We start from the raw sequence: 16381 nt of genomic DNA, 5'->3' as shown, positions 1-16381 counted from the left end.
GAAACCTAGAAGAGGGCTATAAATTTGCTACTTTAGCTTCAGCGACCTGCCCCTGCGCAAGTAGGGCTGAGGGGCCTGCTTCGCGCATGGTTCTTTCGATCTCCCTGGTCTTTGACTTCACGTAGAGGAGGAACACTCTGAGGAGCAGTCTTAGCGGCAGGTGCTTCGGCGACCTGAGGTACATCTTGAAGGCTATGTCCTCACCCCAATGCAGGGAGTGCTGAAGCGCGCGCCACATCACTTCGACGTGGGCTTCCGTGATCCTCTCCCTGATGAAGCCCTGCTGGTCCTTGAGGTAGCCCATAGGCACGAAGAACATGGGCACTACGAGGCTCCTGTAGCCCTTTATCCTGTCAAGGAGCTCGGCTGTCTCCATGAGGTCATCCTCGGTCTCGCCGGGCACGCCGAGGATCAGCGTGAGCGCTGGGACAATGCGGTAGTCGTGCATTATCGCCAGAGCGTCCTCCACCACCTCGTGCCATCTGTCGAGCGGGTAGGGGGCGGCTTTCCCGGGCATTATGATCCTGGCGAGCCTCCTGGAGCCCGTCTCGAGGCCGACCTGCGCGCCGATCCAGTCCTGGTGGTCGTCGTAGATGATTTCTGTTAGCTTCGATACCAGCCTGTACTTCTCCTCCGCGTACTTCACTCCGGCCAGCGTCACGTGGCTCCACGCCATCGTCCTGTAGTACCTTTTTACGAGGCTGTGAAGCTTTAGGAGCGCATCTGGGTTGGGCTCGATGCCCCTAGCGCCATAGAGGAGGATGTCCTCCGAGTGTATGACCCCGGACCTTATGCCTGCCTTCACGTTGACCTGCAACTCCCTCTCTATCTTCTCCAGCGGGTAGTACCTCACGGGCCTCAGGGTCACGGGGCAGAACCTGCACCTCCTGGGGCACCCCCTCATCACCTCAACTAGACCGTTGATGCTCGCGCCTCTAATCTCGGGTATCTCGTCGAGGCTGGGGGCGTCCTCTGGGCCGACGTAAACGTAGGCTGGGAGCTCCTCGCCTTCCAGCGCCTTGCGCACGATATCTCCTATAACCCTCTCAGCCTCACCGTCGATAACCGTGTCCACGCCGAACTCCCTCCAGTACTCGGTCCTCCAGAGCCACTGCCACGCCGCCGGCCCTCCTGCTATGATCCTAAGCCCCCTGCTCTTAGCCTCTCGTATGCTTGGCCTGCGCATGAGCCTCTTGAAGCTCCTGCTGTTCACAGGCTCCTGCCCGGTTATTGCCCACCACTCGACGCTGGGGGAGTTCATGGCGAAGTAGTCGTGGTGCCCCACCATGAGCACTTTCGCGCTCTTCAGGTAGCGGTCGATGTAGTCCGGGTCCACTACGGCCGCGTTGAAGCCCTCCTCCAGGAGCTTCGCCTCAACCTTCCGCAGACCGTAGGGCGCCTCCAGCGGCCTACCGAACTTGTCGACCTTTGGCCTCGGAGCGCTGAGCCACATCCAAGCCCACTCCGGCAACCCGACGGGGGGAGCGGTCGTGAAGAAGCCGATGAACTCCTTCCTGTGGTGGTTCGTCATCATGGAGCGGTCGGTGGTTATTACGACGTCAAGCACTCCTAACCACCCTCACCTCAACCGTGAAGGGTATGATTTCGCCCAGCGCCTCCCTCACGACCTCGGCGGCCTCTGCAGGGCTTTGGGCGACTACCTCGAGCACAAGCCTTTTAGCCCTGTTCTTGATGGCCGCGTTGACCGCCTCTACCGCCTCGCTCTTAGATGCTACTCTCACTCTTACCTCCATGGAGACCAGCCTCGAGTGAGCGTATAGCTTTAAAGAGCTCCGAGTCGAGGAGCGCAACGCGCTCCCCGAGCTCTGGGGCGCGAGCCGATATCTCCCTGAGCCTCTCCCTGGCTGTCTTAAGCATCCTTATATGCGCCTCAGCCACAAGCCTCCCGAGCGGGATCGAGGGAGCGTAGAAGTTCCTCCGCCCGCTTCTAAACCTGTGGACCAGCCTGTGGCTCTCGAGGACGCGTAGAGCCGCCGAAACCGCTGACTTGCTGTAGCCTGTGACGCGCTGGATCTCGACGCAGTCGAGGGGCTTCCCCAAGGTGTAGAGCAGAGCGAGAACCATGGCGCTCGACTTAGGCAGGTTGAGGGGTGAAAACGCCCCCGACAGCACGGACAAGGCCTCATGGAGAACACCACCCGGTAGATCAACGGGAATCATAGCTTTCCACAGAGATCTGGAAAAACTGTAAATCCAAAACATTTGCTTAGTAACTTAAGTTATTAATGATCGACCTCGAGCATGAAGCCCACCCGCAGCTCCTCCCCCTGGAACGCCTCCAGCAGCCTCGTCGCCGCCACGCGCCCGGTGCAGTGACCCGGGTAAACTCTGACAACGCCCAGCTCGCGTAGCTTTTCCTCGACGACCCTGAGGTAGTCTAATGGCTTCCCCGCGAGGTGGAAGCCGCCGAGAACTGCTGTCACCGGCTTACCCAGAGCCTTCTCGGCGTGCAGAGTAACGTTTACCAAGCCGCTGTGGCCGCACCCCGTCGCCACCAGCAGCTCCTCACCGAGATCCACCGCCAACGCCGTGTCATCGGTGAAGGTGTGGGGCGCGAGCCTACCGCCTTCCAGCACGTAGGTGTCAGGGAGGTGGCTGGTCAGCTCCGGGTAGTACCTGGGAACCTCCCCAAGGAAGAATACGCCCGGCGACACTTCCAGGACCCCCTTCTCAAGCGTCAGGCTGAAGTGCTCCTCCAGGAAGCTCTGAGAGTAGGGGATGCCGATGTACCTCCTCGAGCCCTCCTCGAGCTTTACTGCGGGCTTTAACGCGAGCGGGTGTGCTACCAGGAGCGGTTTTGTCTTCAGCACACGGGTTAAAGCGTAGATGCCGCCTGTGTGGTCGTAGTGCCCGTGCGAGAGCACCACGGCGGTGAGGCGCGCCAGGTCTGCTCCGAGTTGCTGCGCGTTTAGCAGGAGAGGCATTCCGGTCTGCCCCGTGTCGAGGAGAACTAGGTTGCCCTTGTAGTACACGAGCATCGAGAAGCCGTGCTCCGCGAGCAGGCCCCTGCTTCCGAAGGCGGAGTCGTCCACGAGAACCGTTATCTTCAGCATTGTGCCTGTATCGGTTCCATCGGATTTCTACTTTGCGTCATGGAAGAGGTGCTCGACGTCCCCCGCCTCCAGCACCACCACTCTCTCGTCCTCGGTTTTCACGATTAAGCGCCCGAGGCTGTCGACGTCGACAGCATAGCCCTTCACCTCCCCTCCTCCAGGCAACGCCACCCTGACTCTTCGCCCGATGGTAGCGGACAGCGCCCTCACCTCACTGATGATGCCTTCGCTCCGCGCCTCAGCTAGGAAGCCAAGATACCCTCTGAGCTCCCGTAGGATCTCCACGAGTAGTGCTTGAGGGTCAAAGGCCTTACCAGTCTCCTCGAGGAGGGTGGTAGCGGTCGCGCGCAGCTCGCTGGGCAACGGGTTGCTGACGTTGACCCCCACACCCAGGAGTAGCTCAAGCCCCTCCCCGAGCTGGGATGCCTCGAGAAGCACACCGGCCACCTTCTTTCCCCCCACGAGAACGTCGTTGGGCCACTTAATCCTGGCCTCAACCCCTGCGAGCTTCGTTAAGGCCTTCGCTACTGAGAGGCCCCCAGCAAGCGCCAGGAGCCAGGGGTTCTCTAGTCGGAGGGGTCCTAGCGCCAGGGTGAACCAGAGGCCCCCTCTGGGAGCGTACCACTTTCTCCCGAGCCTGCCGCGCGCGTTCAGGATTTCCTCGCAGATCACGAGGCAGGGGGTGCCCGGGCGGTGAAGGCCGCGCGCGAGGTCCTGCGAGGAGGCGGAGCAAGTCTCGAAGCGGTGTACTTCGAGGCCTGGCCACACCGACGGAAGATCCTCAAAGGTAGGTTTCCCGCCCATACGTGCTTGTGGAAGAGGTGCGAGGGGTCACTTGAACGTTTTCGCGCGGCTACCATTGCTTTGCTCTGGCCAGGAGTATCAGGTCTCTCAGGCCATCCTCTAGCCCTATTTTCGGTTCGAAGCCGAGCGTTTTCCGCGCCTTGCTGATGTCGGCGTAGCTGTGCTTGATGTCTCCCGGCCTGGGCGGCTGGTACTCGACGCCGCAATCGGGGCAAGCCAGCTTCCTGACCAGGAGGGCTAGCTCGTTGATCGTGGTCGGCTTACCGCTAGCTATGTTGAAAACCTCACCCGACGCCCCCTTCTCGAGAACCAGCTCCACAGCCCTGGCCACGTCTGTCACGTGCACGAAGTCCCGTGTCTGAGTCCCGTCCCCGTATATGGTGAGCTTTTCGCCCGCTAGCGCTCTTTCGATAAACCTGGTTACCACTCCAGCGTAGCTGCTGGTCTGGCCGGGGCCGTAAACGTTGAAGAGCCTAAAGATGGTGTACTTCAGACCCTGCCCGCGGTAGAGCTCGAGTATTTGCTCGCCGAACAGCTTGCTCAGCCCGTAAGGTGAGAGGGGCTTAGTGGGGTGGCTCTCGTCGATGGGTAGGCGCTGCGGCTCGCCGTACACAGAGGCCGAGCTGAAGTAGAGCAAGGGCACGCCCGATTCGAGGCATGCCCTAGCTACCGATAACGCTCCGAGGACGTTGTTCTCCATGTATAGCTCAGGTTTCTCGACAGACTCCTCCACGCTCACGTACGCCGCCGCGTGGACGACGAGGTCCGCGCCGCGCGCAACATAGGCCACAGCCGCCCTATTCCTCACATCCGCACGGATCACGGGCAGGCCCGCGCGCCTAAGCCTCTCGAGGGCGAGCGGTGAGGCTCTCTCGAGCGTGTCCACGAGAGTGACGGTGTGCCCCCTCTCTTTAAGGAAAAGCCCAAGGTTGTGCCCAATGAAGCCAGCGCCCCCGGTGATTACTACCGAGCCCACGCGAAGGGTTGCCCGCAGAGCTATTTAAGCGACGCGCCCGATCCCAGCAGTGCACTACCAGAAGTAGCCTGTGCCGATTTCGGCTTGAGCACGAAGTGGCTGGTGGAGGTTAGCGGAGATGGCAAACACTGACTCACAATTACCTCGCCAACCCGGTGGGAACAGGAGCATAGATTGAGCACAGGTAAACTGAGAAGGCATAATAACTGCAGGGAGAGGGGTTTTTCTCACTCTTCCTCGCTTAAAACCTTCTTGATCCTCTTGGAGACGCTCTCAGGCAGGGCTTCGTCCTCCATCCTGCGCGACAGGGGGTTCAGCAGAACCAGGCCTTTGCCGTCGATTACGGCGATCTCCCAGGCTCGGAGGTCGTGGGGGGTTTGCCGCATCTTCTCGACAATGATGTACCTTGTGAGAACGCCGTTGATCACCCTGCGCTTGAAGTGTATGATGCCGTCGGCGATGTGCTCGAGGCCCCAGCCGAATGCGCCTCCCGTGGTTATGGCGTACTGGGACGTGGCGTAGACTGTGAGGTCCCACTTGGCGAGGATCCTCTTCACTGTGTAGCTCTCCTCCCTTGCCTTCACAGGGGCCCTCAGCCAGAAGGCGCTCATCGAGTCGATCACCAGCCTTCTAGCCTTTGAGCCGAGCCTCTTCTTGGCCTCTATCACCTTGTCCAGCATCTCCTCGACGGTGACGAGGTTCAGGTTCCACTCGTCGCTGGTGCTCCGCATGAGCGCGTCGATTATTATGAGCCTGCCCTCACGGTAGGCTTTGTCGAAGTCCATCCCGAACTGGGATGCCTGCCTTATTATGCTCTCCCTGCTCTCCTCCGTCGTCACGTAGATCGCCTTCTCGCCGCGCAGGAGACCGGCGTTGACGAAGTGCAGGCAGGCGATCGTCTTCCCTGTTCCGGGCATGCCGACCAAGGCCACGAAGAAACCCTCGGGTACACCGCCGGCAAGTATGTCGTCGAGCCCTTTGATGCCTGTGGAGAGCCTCTCCACGCTCTTCGAAGAAGAAGTTGGTACGCAGAGCTAAAAGGTTTCCGCCCCGTCGTTCCATATATATTTCTATGTAGATAGGGGGTAGATTTATATAGAGGTATTTAGTTGTAGGCACGACCAGCATGAAAAAACTGGTAGCAATCGGATCGGTCGTGCTGGCGGCAGTGGCCTTAGCGTTGCTCGGTCTGCTCCTCCGGCCCACCGTTACAAGCCAAACCGCGCAACCCAACTACCCTAGCGCAACGCTGTCGGGGAGCGGCGCGACCTTCCCGCAAGCCCAGATAAACGTCTGGGTCTCGGAGTTCAGCAAGAAGTACCCTACGATCAAGGTGGAGTACGCCGGCGGCGGTAGCGGCAAAGGCCAGTCAGACTTCATTCAGGGCGTCGTCGACTTCGCCTGTAGCGACGTCCCGCTAAAGACCGCTGACTGGGAGAAAGCCAGAAGCGCTTACGGCGCGGTGTACCAGATCCCGTGGGTTGCAGGGGGTGTGGCGTTCGTGTTCAACATCCCGGAGCTGGGCAACGCCACCCTGAGGCTTTCCCAGAGTGTACTGGTGAACGTGCTTCTCGGTAGGGTAGAGTACTGGGACGACCCGAGCATTGCCAGCCTCAACCCTGGATTAAAGCTACCACACCAGAAGATAATCTTCGTTCACAGGAGTGATGCCAGCGGAACGACCAACGTCGTGACGGCCTTCCTGTCAAAGGTATCCCAGGAGTGGAGGGAGCGGGTAGGAGCCGGTCTCACTGTTCAGTGGCCTCTAGACTCTGTAGGCAGGGGGGTTGGCGCGCAGGGCAACCAGGGCGTAGCGCAGACTGTTAGGAATACACCGTACTCGCTCGGTTACGTCGAGCTCGCGTACACGAAAAACCTCGGGGTGGTCGCGCTCGAAAACGCTCTCAGCGAGTACATTATTCCCACCCCTGAGTCTGTGGCGAAGGCACTGGAAGGGGTGAGCGTGAAGCTGGATCCCGCCTCAGACGTGAGCAAGCTAAACCTCCTCGACCAAACGCTGAACGTGAAGGCGAGCGGCGCGTACCCAATAGTCTCCGTCAGCTACCTTATCGTGAAGAGCCCGAGCGCCTACCCTCGGGAGAAGGCTAAGGCGCTTTCGCTTTTCCTCGAGTGGGTTTTCACAGAGGGCCAGAGGTACATCGCCGAGGGCTATGCACCCGTAGCAGGCACCTTCCTCGAGGCAGGCAGGAGCGTCGCGAAGCTGCTCTCGGGTCCATAGACTATTAAAATAGCCTTCTTTCTATATACGGCTGAGGTTAAATTTATATTGATACATAGTTTTCAAACGCTAGGTGATGATTTGCACGTGGACAGCTTCATCAAGGTGTCGATCCCGTTCGTCGCCATCGTTCTACTCGCTTTAGCAGCCTTGGTAGCCACCCTGGCCGTAAACTCTGCCCCAGCGATACTCCGCTACGGCCTCAACCTTATCACAACTTCTGGGTGGTCGCCCAGTGAGGAAGTGTACGGCCTTCTACCAGCCCTGCTGGGAACCCTTTACGTCTCCGCCTTGGCCACGGGGCTGGTCGCGCTGATTGTACCCGGAGTTGTGGCCTTAGCTTGGGAGTATGCGCCGGCTAGCTTGCGGGGGTTACTGCGTGGCTTGATGTTCTACGGAACTGCGCTACCAACCGTCGTGTTCGGGTTGTGGGGGCTCGACTACGTGGCGCCGCTGTTGCGCAGTCTAAAAGTACCTGGGGTGTGCGAGAACGCTTCGCCGACAGGCCAGTCGATCCTGACTGGAGCCGTGGTGCTAGCCCTGATGAACGCGCCCTTCGCCTCCTTGATCCTCTACGAGGCGTACAGGTTCGTGCCATTCACTTACCGCGAGGCTCTATTCAGCCTGGGGGCCACAGGCTACGAGAGGTTCAGAGTCCTGTGGGGTCTCATTAAGGGAGCGTTCCTGGGCGCCCTCCTCCTCACGTTCGGCAAGAGCGTCGGCGAAACAACAGCCGTGAGCTTGGTAGTGGGTAACTCTTTCAATATACCCCTCTGCCCCCTCGAGCCGGGGATTACGGTTTCGAGCCTAATTGTGAACTACGTCACGGAGGCCTCTCTCTACAGCTACATGCTGAGCACCCTCTTCAGCGCCGCTCTAGTAATGCTCCTGGTAAACGCGCTGTTTGTGGCTGTTGGCCTCTGGCTTGCCAGGAAGGCTGGTGGTTGGCGATGAGGTTGAGGAGAGCCGTAGCCGACAGGGCTTTCCTCGTCTACTCGCTGGTTACAGCCGTTACCCTCCTCGCGGTAATCTTACACATAGCGTTTTCCTCGATCCTGAGCCTGGCGCGCGTCCTAGTGGCCGAGGGTTTAGGGTTTTTCGTCCTGCCTCCAGGCGAGCCCGGAGGGAGTGTCGGGGGACTTGGCCCCGTGATCCTGAACACGGCGATTATGACGGCTCTAGCCCTAGCCTTTTCCGCACCCGTCGGGGTGGCTGTGGGGGTGTACCTCGGCGAGGAGAGGATGTCGAGGCTCGCTAGCATTGCTTCCGCTACGGTGCAGATGCTCGCGGAGATCCCTACCGTGATTATCGGGCTCTTCGTTTTCGCGACTATCTGCTTGTCGCTGAAAAGCTACTCGCTACTCGCCGGCGCAGTCAGCCTGGCCATAACGGTTCTTCCCTTCGTAATCGAGCAGGTCAAGGAGGCTGTCACCTCGATACCGGAGGAGTACCGGGAGGCGGCCTACGCGCTCGACCTCCCCCGCTGGAAAACAGTCTGGCTCGTGCTCGTCCCCATGTGCAGGACCGGCATCGCCTCGGGCGTCCTGCTGGGCTACACGAAGGCTCTAGGCGAGACGGCGCCTGTTCTGCTCACCGCGGGCTTCGCGCTCTACGGCTTCTACGGCCTTACGGGGCCCTCAAGCACACTATCCCTGGTCGTCTACCGCTTCGCGATGATGCCCTACGAGAACCTCAGGTCGCTGGCGTGGGCCGCATCGGGTCTCCTCCTCATCGCCTCCGTCGCGCTTACGTACCTTGTTGGGAGGCTCGCGGGCGAGGTGAAGTTCTGATGAGCGGCGTCGCTGTAAGGTTTAGCAACGTGAGCGTTTGGTACGGGGAAACTCGCATCCTGTGGGACGTGAACCTAGAGGTCCCCGAGAGGACGATCTTCGCCGTGATGGGGCCGTCCGGCAGCGGGAAGTCTACTCTCCTTCGGACCGTCAACAGGCTCGTGCTCTTGAGAGACGGAGCGCGGGTCAGCGGCAAAGTAGAGGTAATGGGCCATGACGTGTACAACTCCACCAGTCCCGACACGCTAGCACGCCTGACCGGGATGGTCTTCCAGACCCCGAACCCCTTCCCACACCTCAGCATCTACGACAACGTCGTCATCGGCCCGAGGCTCCATGGCCTCGCTAGGGGAAGGGAGCTCGAGCAGCTCGTGAGGTGGGCTCTCGAGAGGGCTGCGCTGTGGGATGAGGTTAAGGATCGCCTCCGCGAACCGGCTTCCAGGCTTAGCGGCGGGCAGCAGCAACGCCTGTGCATCGCAAGGGCCCTCGCGTTGAAGCCGAAGGTCCTTCTGCTGGACGAGCCCACCGCCAGCCTCGACCCCGTGAGCGCCAGTAAGGTGGAGGAGGTCGTGAAGGAGCTGAAAGAGGAGGTGACGGTGATCCTGGTCACGCACGACCCCGGTCAGGCGGAGAGGCTGGCAGACAGGGGGGTGGTGCTCTTCTCCGGTAGGATCGTCTGGGAGGGGGCTATAGGTAGCCATTACGCGGAGCAGTACCGCAAGCTGATACAAAAGCTAACCCTCGAGGCCCGGCAAGCGGCGCTTCGCGTTCCGGCCACCTCGTAGCAACCGCAGAGCGAGTAAATACTATCGCTACGGTTATAGGCTGATCATAGAACCTGTCTCACCGTCAACCTTGTAGCCGGGGTACGCGTCGAGGCTCTTCTGCGAGAGGCTCTTCAGGGCCTCCACTAGCCGCGCGACCTCGGGCTTCCTGAGAGAGTCTTTCCTCAAAAGTACGTCGTACCTCTCCCAGGCGATACTCACGAACCCTAAGCCGTACTTCTCGGCTACCAGCCTCAGCGCGACACCGACGTCCGCGACACCCTTGGCTACAAGGTAGGCGACGGCCTCGTGCGTTTTCACCTCGAATGTGTAGCCGTTGAGCTTGGACTTGAGCTCCTCGACCGGCACTCCTCTCTTCGCCGCCTCGTCCTCGAGCATCTTGTCGACGAGCACCCGCGTGCCGCTCCCCGGGTTGCGGTTAACGAACTTCAGGCCTCGATCGATTACGTCTGATAGCGAGGCCACTTCCCCGAACTCCTTTCTGTAGACGAAGCCCTGCTCTCTCAGGTAACCCCTCAGCAGGACAGCTTCCCTGATCTCGTACCTCCTCACGTACGGTACGTTGTACTCGCCCGTCTCGGGATCCAGGAGGTGCGTGCCAGCCAAGTCGGCTACGCCGCTCTTCACCGCCTGGAGCCCGCCTGTGCTGCCCACGTTCACGAGCCTCGCGGCCTCGCCTATGACGTCTCGAACGAGATCCTGAAGCAGGGGGTCGTGGCTCCCTATGATGTTCACCGCGTAGGGCCTGGCGAAGGGGTTCGGTATGACCTCTGCGACCGCGCCCTGGGGCTTGAACTCCTCGCTCTCACGGACGACTATGAAGCCGTCGAAGAGAGCCATGGAGGACACGCGCCCGCTGTGTCCCGGTAGGGGGAAGGCTCTCAGCCTCTCCCCGTCGCTGGTGAGGATCGCTGGAACGAAGACGCGTATACCCGGCTCCCCCCTCAGCGGGAGCGCAACCTCGGCGCTCAGACTTTTGACGGGTGGGGTCCGGAGACCTTGAAGCTTCGAGACCACGGGGATGAGGTAGAGGTACACCGTCAAGAGGCAGGACATGGGGAAGCCGGGGAGGCCGAGGAGGATCTTGTCCCCGTGGAGCGCGACGACGAGGGGGCGGCCTGGCTTCTCGCGCACGCCGTGGACCAGTATGCCTGGGTTCAGCTTCGACATAGCGCGGAAGGTGTAGTCCTCGAGGCCCGCGCTCGTGCCGCCGATAGTGACCACGACATCGTTCTCCTCCAGCGCCCTGTGTATGGACTCCTCTATCAGGGAGGAGTCGTCCGGGACCCGTTCATAGATCCTCGGCTGAGCCCCCAGGAGCTTCATGAAGCTGTACACCATGTAGGAGTTCGAGTCGTAGACCTGCCCGTACTCGAGGCGTTGCCCCGGGGGCCTCACCTCGTTGCCCGTGGGTATTATCCCCACCCTAACCCGCCTGTAGACCCAGACCCTGTCAACCCCGGTGGTAGCGAGAAGGGAGACGAGGAGGGGTGTCACGACGTCGCCTCTCCAAGCCAGTATCTCCCCGAGCGCGATGTCCGAGCCGGCCACGTCCACGTTCTCGCCGTGGGCCACGCTCCTGTAGAACACGACCTGCCCCTCGGACTGGTGCGTGTACTCAACCGGCACGACGGCGTCCGCGGGGTAGGGCACGATGGCACCCGTAGAGACCTCGACGGTCTCCCCCCTGCTTATCCTGATCAGCCTCGTCTCGCCCGTGGACAGCTTGTCGACAAGCTTCAGCGCGCGCGGCCTGTCCTCGTAAACGCCCACGAGGTCGGAGCTGATGACCGCGAAGCCGTCCACGAGTGCCCTGGTGTAGGGCGGGTAGTCCATGGGGGAGAACACGTTCCTGCTCAGGACTCTACCCACGGCTTCCGGTAGGGGGACCTCCTCCTCCCCGAGGGGCTCCAGCCTCCGGTGCGACTCGAGGATTTTAAGGACGTCGTCGACTGAGACCAAGCTACGGTAGATTTTCCTCTCCGGCATTAGACAACACCCCTTATGAGGTGGACCTCAACCTCTTCACCCTCCTCGTAGCCCTCCACCCCCTCTGGCACGATAACGAAGCCGTTCCCGCGCAGCAGGCTCGTGAGGGAGCCCGAGCCCCCGACCATCAGCGGCTCAGCGCACAGTCCCTCGGAGCACCGGTAAACCCTGACCCTGGCGAAGCCCACGACGCCCATCTTCACCGTGATCCTCCTCGTCAGCACGGCCTTGACCCTCGGGTAGTCCGGCACATCCAGTCCTAGGTCGCGGAGCATAGGCTTCACCACGACCTCGAGCGTCGACAGCGCCGCCACGGGTAGCCCGCTCATGGCCACGATGGGCTTCCCGTCCTTTACAGCGAGGCAGGCCGTCTTCCCGGGCTGCACGGCAAAGCCGTGCACCATGTACTCGGGGCTGAGGCCCTCCACGGCCCTTACGGTGAAGTCGTGCCCGCCCATCGACGTCCCGCCCAGCAGTACGCTCATGTACGCCCCGCTCCTGTTCAGCCAGGCCGCGATCTCCTCGATGTCGTCGCGGGCAAGCGAGAGCTCTTGAACCCTGAAGCCGTGCTGCTCGAACCAGCCCTTGACGAAAACGTGGGTGAAGGGCTTGAAGAATGTCCCCGAGACTATCTCGTCCCCCACGTTCAGAATCCCTACCGTGGCGTCGAAGACCCTGACCGATTCCCTGCCCTCCAGGATCAAGCCGGCGACGGACTGGGGCCTGATCCTCTCCCCCCTCCTCACCACCACTAAGCCCTCATCGTACTCCTCGCCCGGCAGGGAGACGTTCTCGTACACCGCCACCCGCCTGAGCACGTAGACCCTGCCATCCTCCTCGAAGGCGTCCTCAACCGGCACGACCGCGTCGGCGCCCTCCGGCAGCAGGGCGCCGGTTTCAATCCTTACAGCCTCGCCTGGGGCCAGCCTGACAGAAGCCTCACCCGTTGGCCTGAGAACGCCCCCCGAGAGCTTCAGGGGGACGGGGGAGCTGGGCGAAGCCGGCTCCACGTCCGAGGCCCGGACAGCGTAGCCGTCCACCACGCTCTTCGGCTTAGGGGGCAGCTTGAAGGTCGAGACAACGGTCTCAGCCGAGTACAAGCCCAGCGCGCCCTCAACAGGCACCTCCACCTCTCCAGGGAGCTTAAGGTACCTCCGCACATCGCGCAGGACCACCGACACGCTGTGCAACTCCCTCAAAGCCGTCAACCTTGCTTCGGTTCCTGCAATGGTGCTTTTTAGCTTTTCCCTAGTTTCTTACCGCGCTCAGCCAACCGACCACTAACTCTCGAAGGCTACAAAGAGCGTTATAGTGGATGTTCGTGCAATACTCATTCCGCTTTTCGGTCAGGCTTCTGCAAGTCCCTGCCTCTCCACCGCACAAGTTAAAGTAATTTCACGCTTTCTCCCCTAGGCTTGAAAGATCAAGCACGTCTCATCGCGACTCGATGGAGAGATAACAATTTTAATTCACTTTATCCTTTAGAATTTTGAGTAGCGGTGTCAGAAACGAATACAGAGAGAGCATGGATCTACAAAACTACAGCTAAGAAGAAATACGGTCTGACCGATAATCAAATTAGACTTGCTATCGAGAAAAACATCGTCAGGTATAGAGTTGTCCGAAACCCCCACTACAGCTCAGCTCCCGATGCCGCGTTGCTAAGCGTGCAAGATATTGAAGTGAATCTCGAGACCATAAGGTCTTTCCCCAGGTACTCTGAGGAGGAGAAGACCAGAAGGAAGAATTATCAGAGAAGGTATAGGAGAAGGAAGAAGGCGCTTGAGGAGCTTGCTTTCTACTGTCCTAGATGCGGTCGCATGGTGTACCCCCCACGCGACTCCCGCACGCTTAGTGAGCTTGTCGATGATGCGTTAGGTGTCGACACCGCTAAAACCATTTTCATGATAGCCCATTATAGGCATGCTCATACCAGCTATGATGTCGACAGGCGTAATGTCGAGAAGTGGTTAAAAGGCAATGAGTTGAGGGAGTGGCGCGACATCATCAAGCATTATGAGAAACGTAAGCGTAGGATGGATAGATACGAAAGAGAGATGTACTTAGAGGAGATAAGGTCGTACAAGTCACTCGCAAATGAAAGAGCGAAGGAGCACTACAATAACGTTGCGAGACAGCTACTAATTGAAGACGGCCTGCTGAAGCCGGCGTGAGCCCCGCTTAAGTTCCAACCCGTTTTTGCGGGTTTACCAATTGCTAGCAATTCCGCAGAAGCTACCCGTGTTCATCTTTCCAAAACCATAGACTTGCAATGTCAGCCCAAGCCTCATAACACTGTCAATCATCTATTGATTTTCTGCAATACGACTGCTTGACGTCGGGGTTGTCTATCATCTGCGGTGTTTTCTTTCAATCGTCTCTTGACATTTTCCGTTAAACGGTGTGGGAGGGGTATTTAAGCGTTCCTTTTCGCCCGGTTTCCTCTTCTCCTGCGAACACGCGTTTTACGTGGTGCCTTTTCCCGCGGTTGTGATTTCTAACCTTCCCTGTATTTTAAAAGTTCCATTGTTTTGGTTATGTTCCAGCTGGGCTCTCCCTAGAAAAACTTCAAATACCTTGAATTTTTCCACTGTTGAAAATAACGTTCAACCCGCGAGGCTTCAGCTACCTGTGACTCTGTTCCTCTTCGCCTTGGATACGGGCTCACAATATGAGCTCTGGGACCCGCGTCTCGTAGCGTGCGACGCCGTCCCTCTCCTGTAGGGGCTGGGCTTTAGCTACGGCTCCTCGCATCTTGATCCTTCCGGAGCGGATGGATTTCGCAGCAAGATGGGGGGGATGCGCCTGGAGAGGGGTAGGGGGCTATTACCTGCGTATGTGGAAGTCGTGGAACTCTCCCCTGTACTCCTCCCACTTGACCTCGACGTTCTCTACTCTCGCAAGCGGGGGGCCGCGCCAAGCCCACTCGATCAGTTTCCGAACCTTGTCCTCGTCGCCCTCAACCACTGCCTCCACCCTGCCGTCGGGCAGGTTCCTCACCCACCCCGTGACGCCGAGGCTCCTCGCGACCTCCTGCATGGACGCCCGGAAGAAGACGCCCTGGACGAGGCCTGAGACGTAGATGTGCGCCCTTACGAGCTTTGCCACGCCCGACACCGAGCACTTTAACACGCTACGGGAAGATTTATCGGTTGCGGTGCGGTGCCCCGTAACGTAGCGACCCCTAGTACACGACTTTCTCGTCCATCTCGAAAAATCTTGTAGAAAACCGGAAGCAGTCCACCTTGGTCTTCCCTCATCTTTAACTCCCTTGAGGGTTGGCTTACGTATTGTAGCCTTGGTGACTATTATTCTCTCATTTAATCAAATCGTGCGATATTGCAACCTCGCCGAGAATGTATGCTTGCATTACCTCTCCCTACGTTCTTCGTCGACTATTCTCGCAAGCTCGTAGGGTTCTACCTTACCCTTTAACCTCTCCCTTAGGGCATCTAGTTGCATCCCAACCTCTTCCAGCTCGAGTCTTCGAGCCCCTACCAGGAAGCTTCTCCTAAGCATTTCAGCAGCATCTACTCCACGCTTCCCGAGCTTCTCCCTGAGCCGTCTGAGTATCCTCACACCATAACTTTGCTCGCATTTTAAGTATAAACTTTAGCTGTAGCATCTCTTCCCCCACGGTTTAGACCGGGCAAACATCCGTACACTTCTTTTACTGAGGTTGCAAGCGAGAAGAGAGAACGTCTCACCTCTCCAAGCGAGATCATGAAGCATCCTCGGCGGGAGGTTTCCCGGCGCTCGGTCTGTGAGCTCGAGAGAGCCGCGCAGAGGAACGTGGATAAGTTTGAGGCCGAGTAGGAGGCTTTGTCTTCAAGGGGCTGTGGGCTTTGGGTTAGAGGAGCAGAACAGCTGGCTTCCACGATATTCCCGTGACGGTGACGTGCGCCCCTAGGTTCCTCAGAATGCTGGAGACCGCGTCGGCTTCCTCGACGGGAACAACGGTGAAGACGGTGTCGCCGACCATGGCCTGCCCCGCGAGGCGGAAGCCTCTCCTCTCGAGCTCCTCGTAAGCCTTCCTCACGTTGGGGGTCGCGAGGCCTGTCTCCAGCGAGAAGCTCTTCGAGAAGGCTAGGAGGTTCTCGATCGTGGGCTCTCCGAGAAGGGCTTCCACGTAGAAGCGACCCCTCCTGTTTATCTCCGCTAGGCTGGTGGATCTCAGAACGCTGCTTTTCCGCACCGGCCCGAAGAAGCCGACTACGACGACGCGGTCCTGGCCGACGGGTATTCTGTCCACCCTGTCTGAGCCCGGGGGGCCGGGCTCCGCGACTATGCAGGCTCCTCCCACCGCTAGGCCTGAAACTGTCCCCAGCCCGGTGCCGGCCTCGACCTCCACCTTGTGGGCTATCCTCGCGAGAGAAGTGTAGCTGAGCTTCACGCCCAGTAGGCCGGCGGTCGCCAGCACCGTTGCGAGGGCGCTTGCACCGCTAGTGCCGAGGCCCCCTCCGATGGGGACCTCCACCGTCTGCCTAACCGTGAGGCCTCCGGTGTAGCCCGCTAGCCGCGCAACCTCTAGGGCGGCTCTGCGGGCGACCTCGTAGTCGCCTCTAACGCCGTTCAGGAGGGTCTCCACACCCCCGTCTGAGGTGCAAACCTCGACCGTAACCCCCTTCTCTAGAGCTAGGCCAGCCCCCCTGGCGCCGGACTTCAGCGGGTCTCCTTCAACTACGCACGCCTCGAAGAGGGCTGAGAGTCCGGCAGGGCTCCAG

17 protein-coding genes are annotated in these 16381 nt (G+C 59.7%); 5 read left to right on the top strand and 12 right to left on the bottom strand.

The window, feature by feature from the left end:
• Positions 1-16: 16 nt before the first annotated feature.
• The 7 genes from MOV14_RS08230 to MOV14_RS08200 form a co-directional block, all read right to left on the bottom strand.
• Entirely contained in the window at positions 17-1534 is a 1518-nt protein-coding gene (locus MOV14_RS08230) for a B12-binding domain-containing radical SAM protein (RefSeq protein ID WP_442786708.1), read from the bottom strand.
• Between the two features lie 25 nt (positions 1535-1559).
• Positions 1560-1754 (bottom strand): hypothetical protein, encoded by a 195-nt coding sequence (locus MOV14_RS08225; RefSeq protein ID WP_318536845.1) that lies wholly within the window; start codon positions 1752-1754, stop codon positions 1560-1562.
• Complete coding sequence (locus tag MOV14_RS08220; RefSeq protein ID WP_318536844.1) at positions 1726-2181, bottom strand: MarR family transcriptional regulator; 456 nt, start codon at positions 2179-2181, stop codon at positions 1726-1728. Before MOV14_RS08220 ends, MOV14_RS08225 begins: the two co-directional genes overlap by 29 nt.
• Before the next feature lie 62 nt (positions 2182-2243).
• Complete coding sequence (locus tag MOV14_RS08215; RefSeq protein ID WP_318536843.1) at positions 2244-3074, bottom strand: MBL fold metallo-hydrolase; 831 nt, start codon at positions 3072-3074, stop codon at positions 2244-2246.
• Between the two features lie 27 nt (positions 3075-3101).
• Positions 3102-3878 carry a biotin--[acetyl-CoA-carboxylase] ligase gene (locus tag MOV14_RS08210; protein WP_318536842.1) on the bottom strand — a complete coding sequence of 259 codons (777 nt, stop codon included), beginning with the start codon at positions 3876-3878 and terminating at the stop codon, positions 3102-3104.
• A 49-nt stretch (positions 3879-3927) separates the two neighbouring features.
• A complete protein-coding gene (locus tag MOV14_RS08205) occupies positions 3928-4854 on the bottom strand; it encodes an NAD-dependent epimerase/dehydratase family protein (RefSeq protein WP_318536841.1) in 927 nt (308 codons plus the stop codon).
• Positions 4855-5081: 227 nt separating this feature from the next.
• Positions 5082-5858: a KaiC domain-containing protein gene (locus MOV14_RS08200; protein ID WP_318536840.1), complete on the bottom strand. Its 777-nt coding sequence runs from the start codon at positions 5856-5858 to the stop codon at positions 5082-5084.
• Between the two features lie 122 nt (positions 5859-5980).
• Between MOV14_RS08200 and pstS the strand changes: the two genes are divergently transcribed.
• The 4 genes from pstS to MOV14_RS08180 all read left to right on the top strand — a co-directional run bounded on the left by pstS (position 5981) and on the right by MOV14_RS08180 (position 9668).
• On the top strand, positions 5981-7093 hold the full coding sequence (gene pstS, locus MOV14_RS08195) for a phosphate ABC transporter substrate-binding protein PstS (RefSeq protein WP_318536839.1): 1113 nt from the start codon (positions 5981-5983) through the stop codon (positions 7091-7093).
• Positions 7094-7180: 87 nt separating this feature from the next.
• Positions 7181-8047 carry a PstC family ABC transporter permease gene (locus MOV14_RS08190; protein ID WP_318538153.1) on the top strand — a complete coding sequence of 289 codons (867 nt, stop codon included), beginning with the start codon at positions 7181-7183 and terminating at the stop codon, positions 8045-8047.
• On the top strand, positions 8044-8883 hold the full coding sequence (locus tag MOV14_RS08185; RefSeq protein WP_318536838.1) for a PstA family ABC transporter permease: 840 nt from the start codon (positions 8044-8046) through the stop codon (positions 8881-8883). The genes MOV14_RS08190 and MOV14_RS08185 overlap by 4 nt, the downstream gene beginning before the upstream one ends.
• Positions 8883-9668: a phosphate ABC transporter ATP-binding protein gene (locus MOV14_RS08180; protein ID WP_318536837.1), complete on the top strand. Its 786-nt coding sequence runs from the start codon at positions 8883-8885 to the stop codon at positions 9666-9668. Before MOV14_RS08185 ends, MOV14_RS08180 begins: the two co-directional genes overlap by 1 nt.
• 33 nt (positions 9669-9701) lie before the next feature.
• Here the strand turns inward: MOV14_RS08180 and MOV14_RS08175 are convergent, their stop codons facing one another.
• Together MOV14_RS08175 and MOV14_RS08170 are read right to left on the bottom strand one after the other, a co-directional pair.
• On the bottom strand, positions 9702-11657 hold the full coding sequence (locus MOV14_RS08175; RefSeq protein ID WP_318536836.1) for a molybdopterin biosynthesis protein: 1956 nt from the start codon (positions 11655-11657) through the stop codon (positions 9702-9704).
• Complete coding sequence (locus MOV14_RS08170) at positions 11657-12856, bottom strand: molybdopterin molybdotransferase MoeA (RefSeq protein ID WP_318536835.1); 1200 nt, start codon at positions 12854-12856, stop codon at positions 11657-11659. The genes MOV14_RS08175 and MOV14_RS08170 overlap by 1 nt, the downstream gene beginning before the upstream one ends.
• A gap of 300 nt (positions 12857-13156) precedes the next feature.
• On the opposite strand from MOV14_RS08170, the gene MOV14_RS08165 reads away from it, so the two are divergent.
• Complete coding sequence (locus MOV14_RS08165; protein WP_318536834.1) at positions 13157-13831, top strand: hypothetical protein; 675 nt, start codon at positions 13157-13159, stop codon at positions 13829-13831.
• 652 nt (positions 13832-14483) lie between these two features.
• Here MOV14_RS08165 and MOV14_RS08160 read toward each other — a convergent pair.
• The 3 genes from MOV14_RS08160 to MOV14_RS08150 form a co-directional block, all read right to left on the bottom strand.
• Positions 14484-14765: an acylphosphatase gene (locus tag MOV14_RS08160; RefSeq protein ID WP_442786707.1), complete on the bottom strand. Its 282-nt coding sequence runs from the start codon at positions 14763-14765 to the stop codon at positions 14484-14486.
• Between the two features lie 261 nt (positions 14766-15026).
• Positions 15027-15236, bottom strand: coding sequence for a hypothetical protein (locus tag MOV14_RS08155; protein ID WP_318536832.1), 210 nt, complete (start codon positions 15234-15236; stop codon positions 15027-15029).
• Between the two features lie 271 nt (positions 15237-15507).
• Positions 15508-16245 (bottom strand): GHMP family kinase ATP-binding protein, encoded by a 738-nt coding sequence (locus MOV14_RS08150; protein ID WP_318536831.1) that lies wholly within the window; start codon positions 16243-16245, stop codon positions 15508-15510.
• Between the last annotated feature and the right edge of the window lie 136 nt (positions 16246-16381).

Origin of the sequence: Infirmifilum sp. NZ (assembly GCF_022693705.1) — an archaeon.
Taxonomy (GTDB): domain Archaea; phylum Thermoproteota; class Thermoprotei; order Thermofilales; family Thermofilaceae; genus Thermofilum.
The sequence above is the reverse complement of the archived record's forward strand: the minus strand, read 5'-3'. Positions and strand labels throughout refer to the sequence as shown.

Coding starts and splice junctions, on each gene's coding strand:
- MOV14_RS08230 (WP_442786708.1), bottom strand. CDS start 1,534: ATGATGACGAACCACCACAGGAAGGAGTTCATCGGCTTCTTCACGACC.
- MOV14_RS08185 (WP_318536838.1), top strand. CDS start 8,044: ATGAGGTTGAGGAGAGCCGTAGCCGACAGGGCTTTCCTCGTCTACTCG.
- MOV14_RS08225 (WP_318536845.1), bottom strand. CDS start 1,754: ATGGAGGTAAGAGTGAGAGTAGCATCTAAGAGCGAGGCGGTAGAGGCG.
- MOV14_RS08175 (WP_318536836.1), bottom strand. CDS start 11,657: ATGCCGGAGAGGAAAATCTACCGTAGCTTGGTCTCAGTCGACGACGTC.
- MOV14_RS08220 (WP_318536844.1), bottom strand. CDS start 2,181: ATGATTCCCGTTGATCTACCGGGTGGTGTTCTCCATGAGGCCTTGTCC.
- pstS (WP_318536839.1), top strand. CDS start 5,981: ATGAAAAAACTGGTAGCAATCGGATCGGTCGTGCTGGCGGCAGTGGCC.
- MOV14_RS08215 (WP_318536843.1), bottom strand. CDS start 3,074: ATGCTGAAGATAACGGTTCTCGTGGACGACTCCGCCTTCGGAAGCAGG.
- MOV14_RS08210 (WP_318536842.1), bottom strand. CDS start 3,878: ATGGGCGGGAAACCTACCTTTGAGGATCTTCCGTCGGTGTGGCCAGGC.
- MOV14_RS08180 (WP_318536837.1), top strand. CDS start 8,883: ATGAGCGGCGTCGCTGTAAGGTTTAGCAACGTGAGCGTTTGGTACGGG.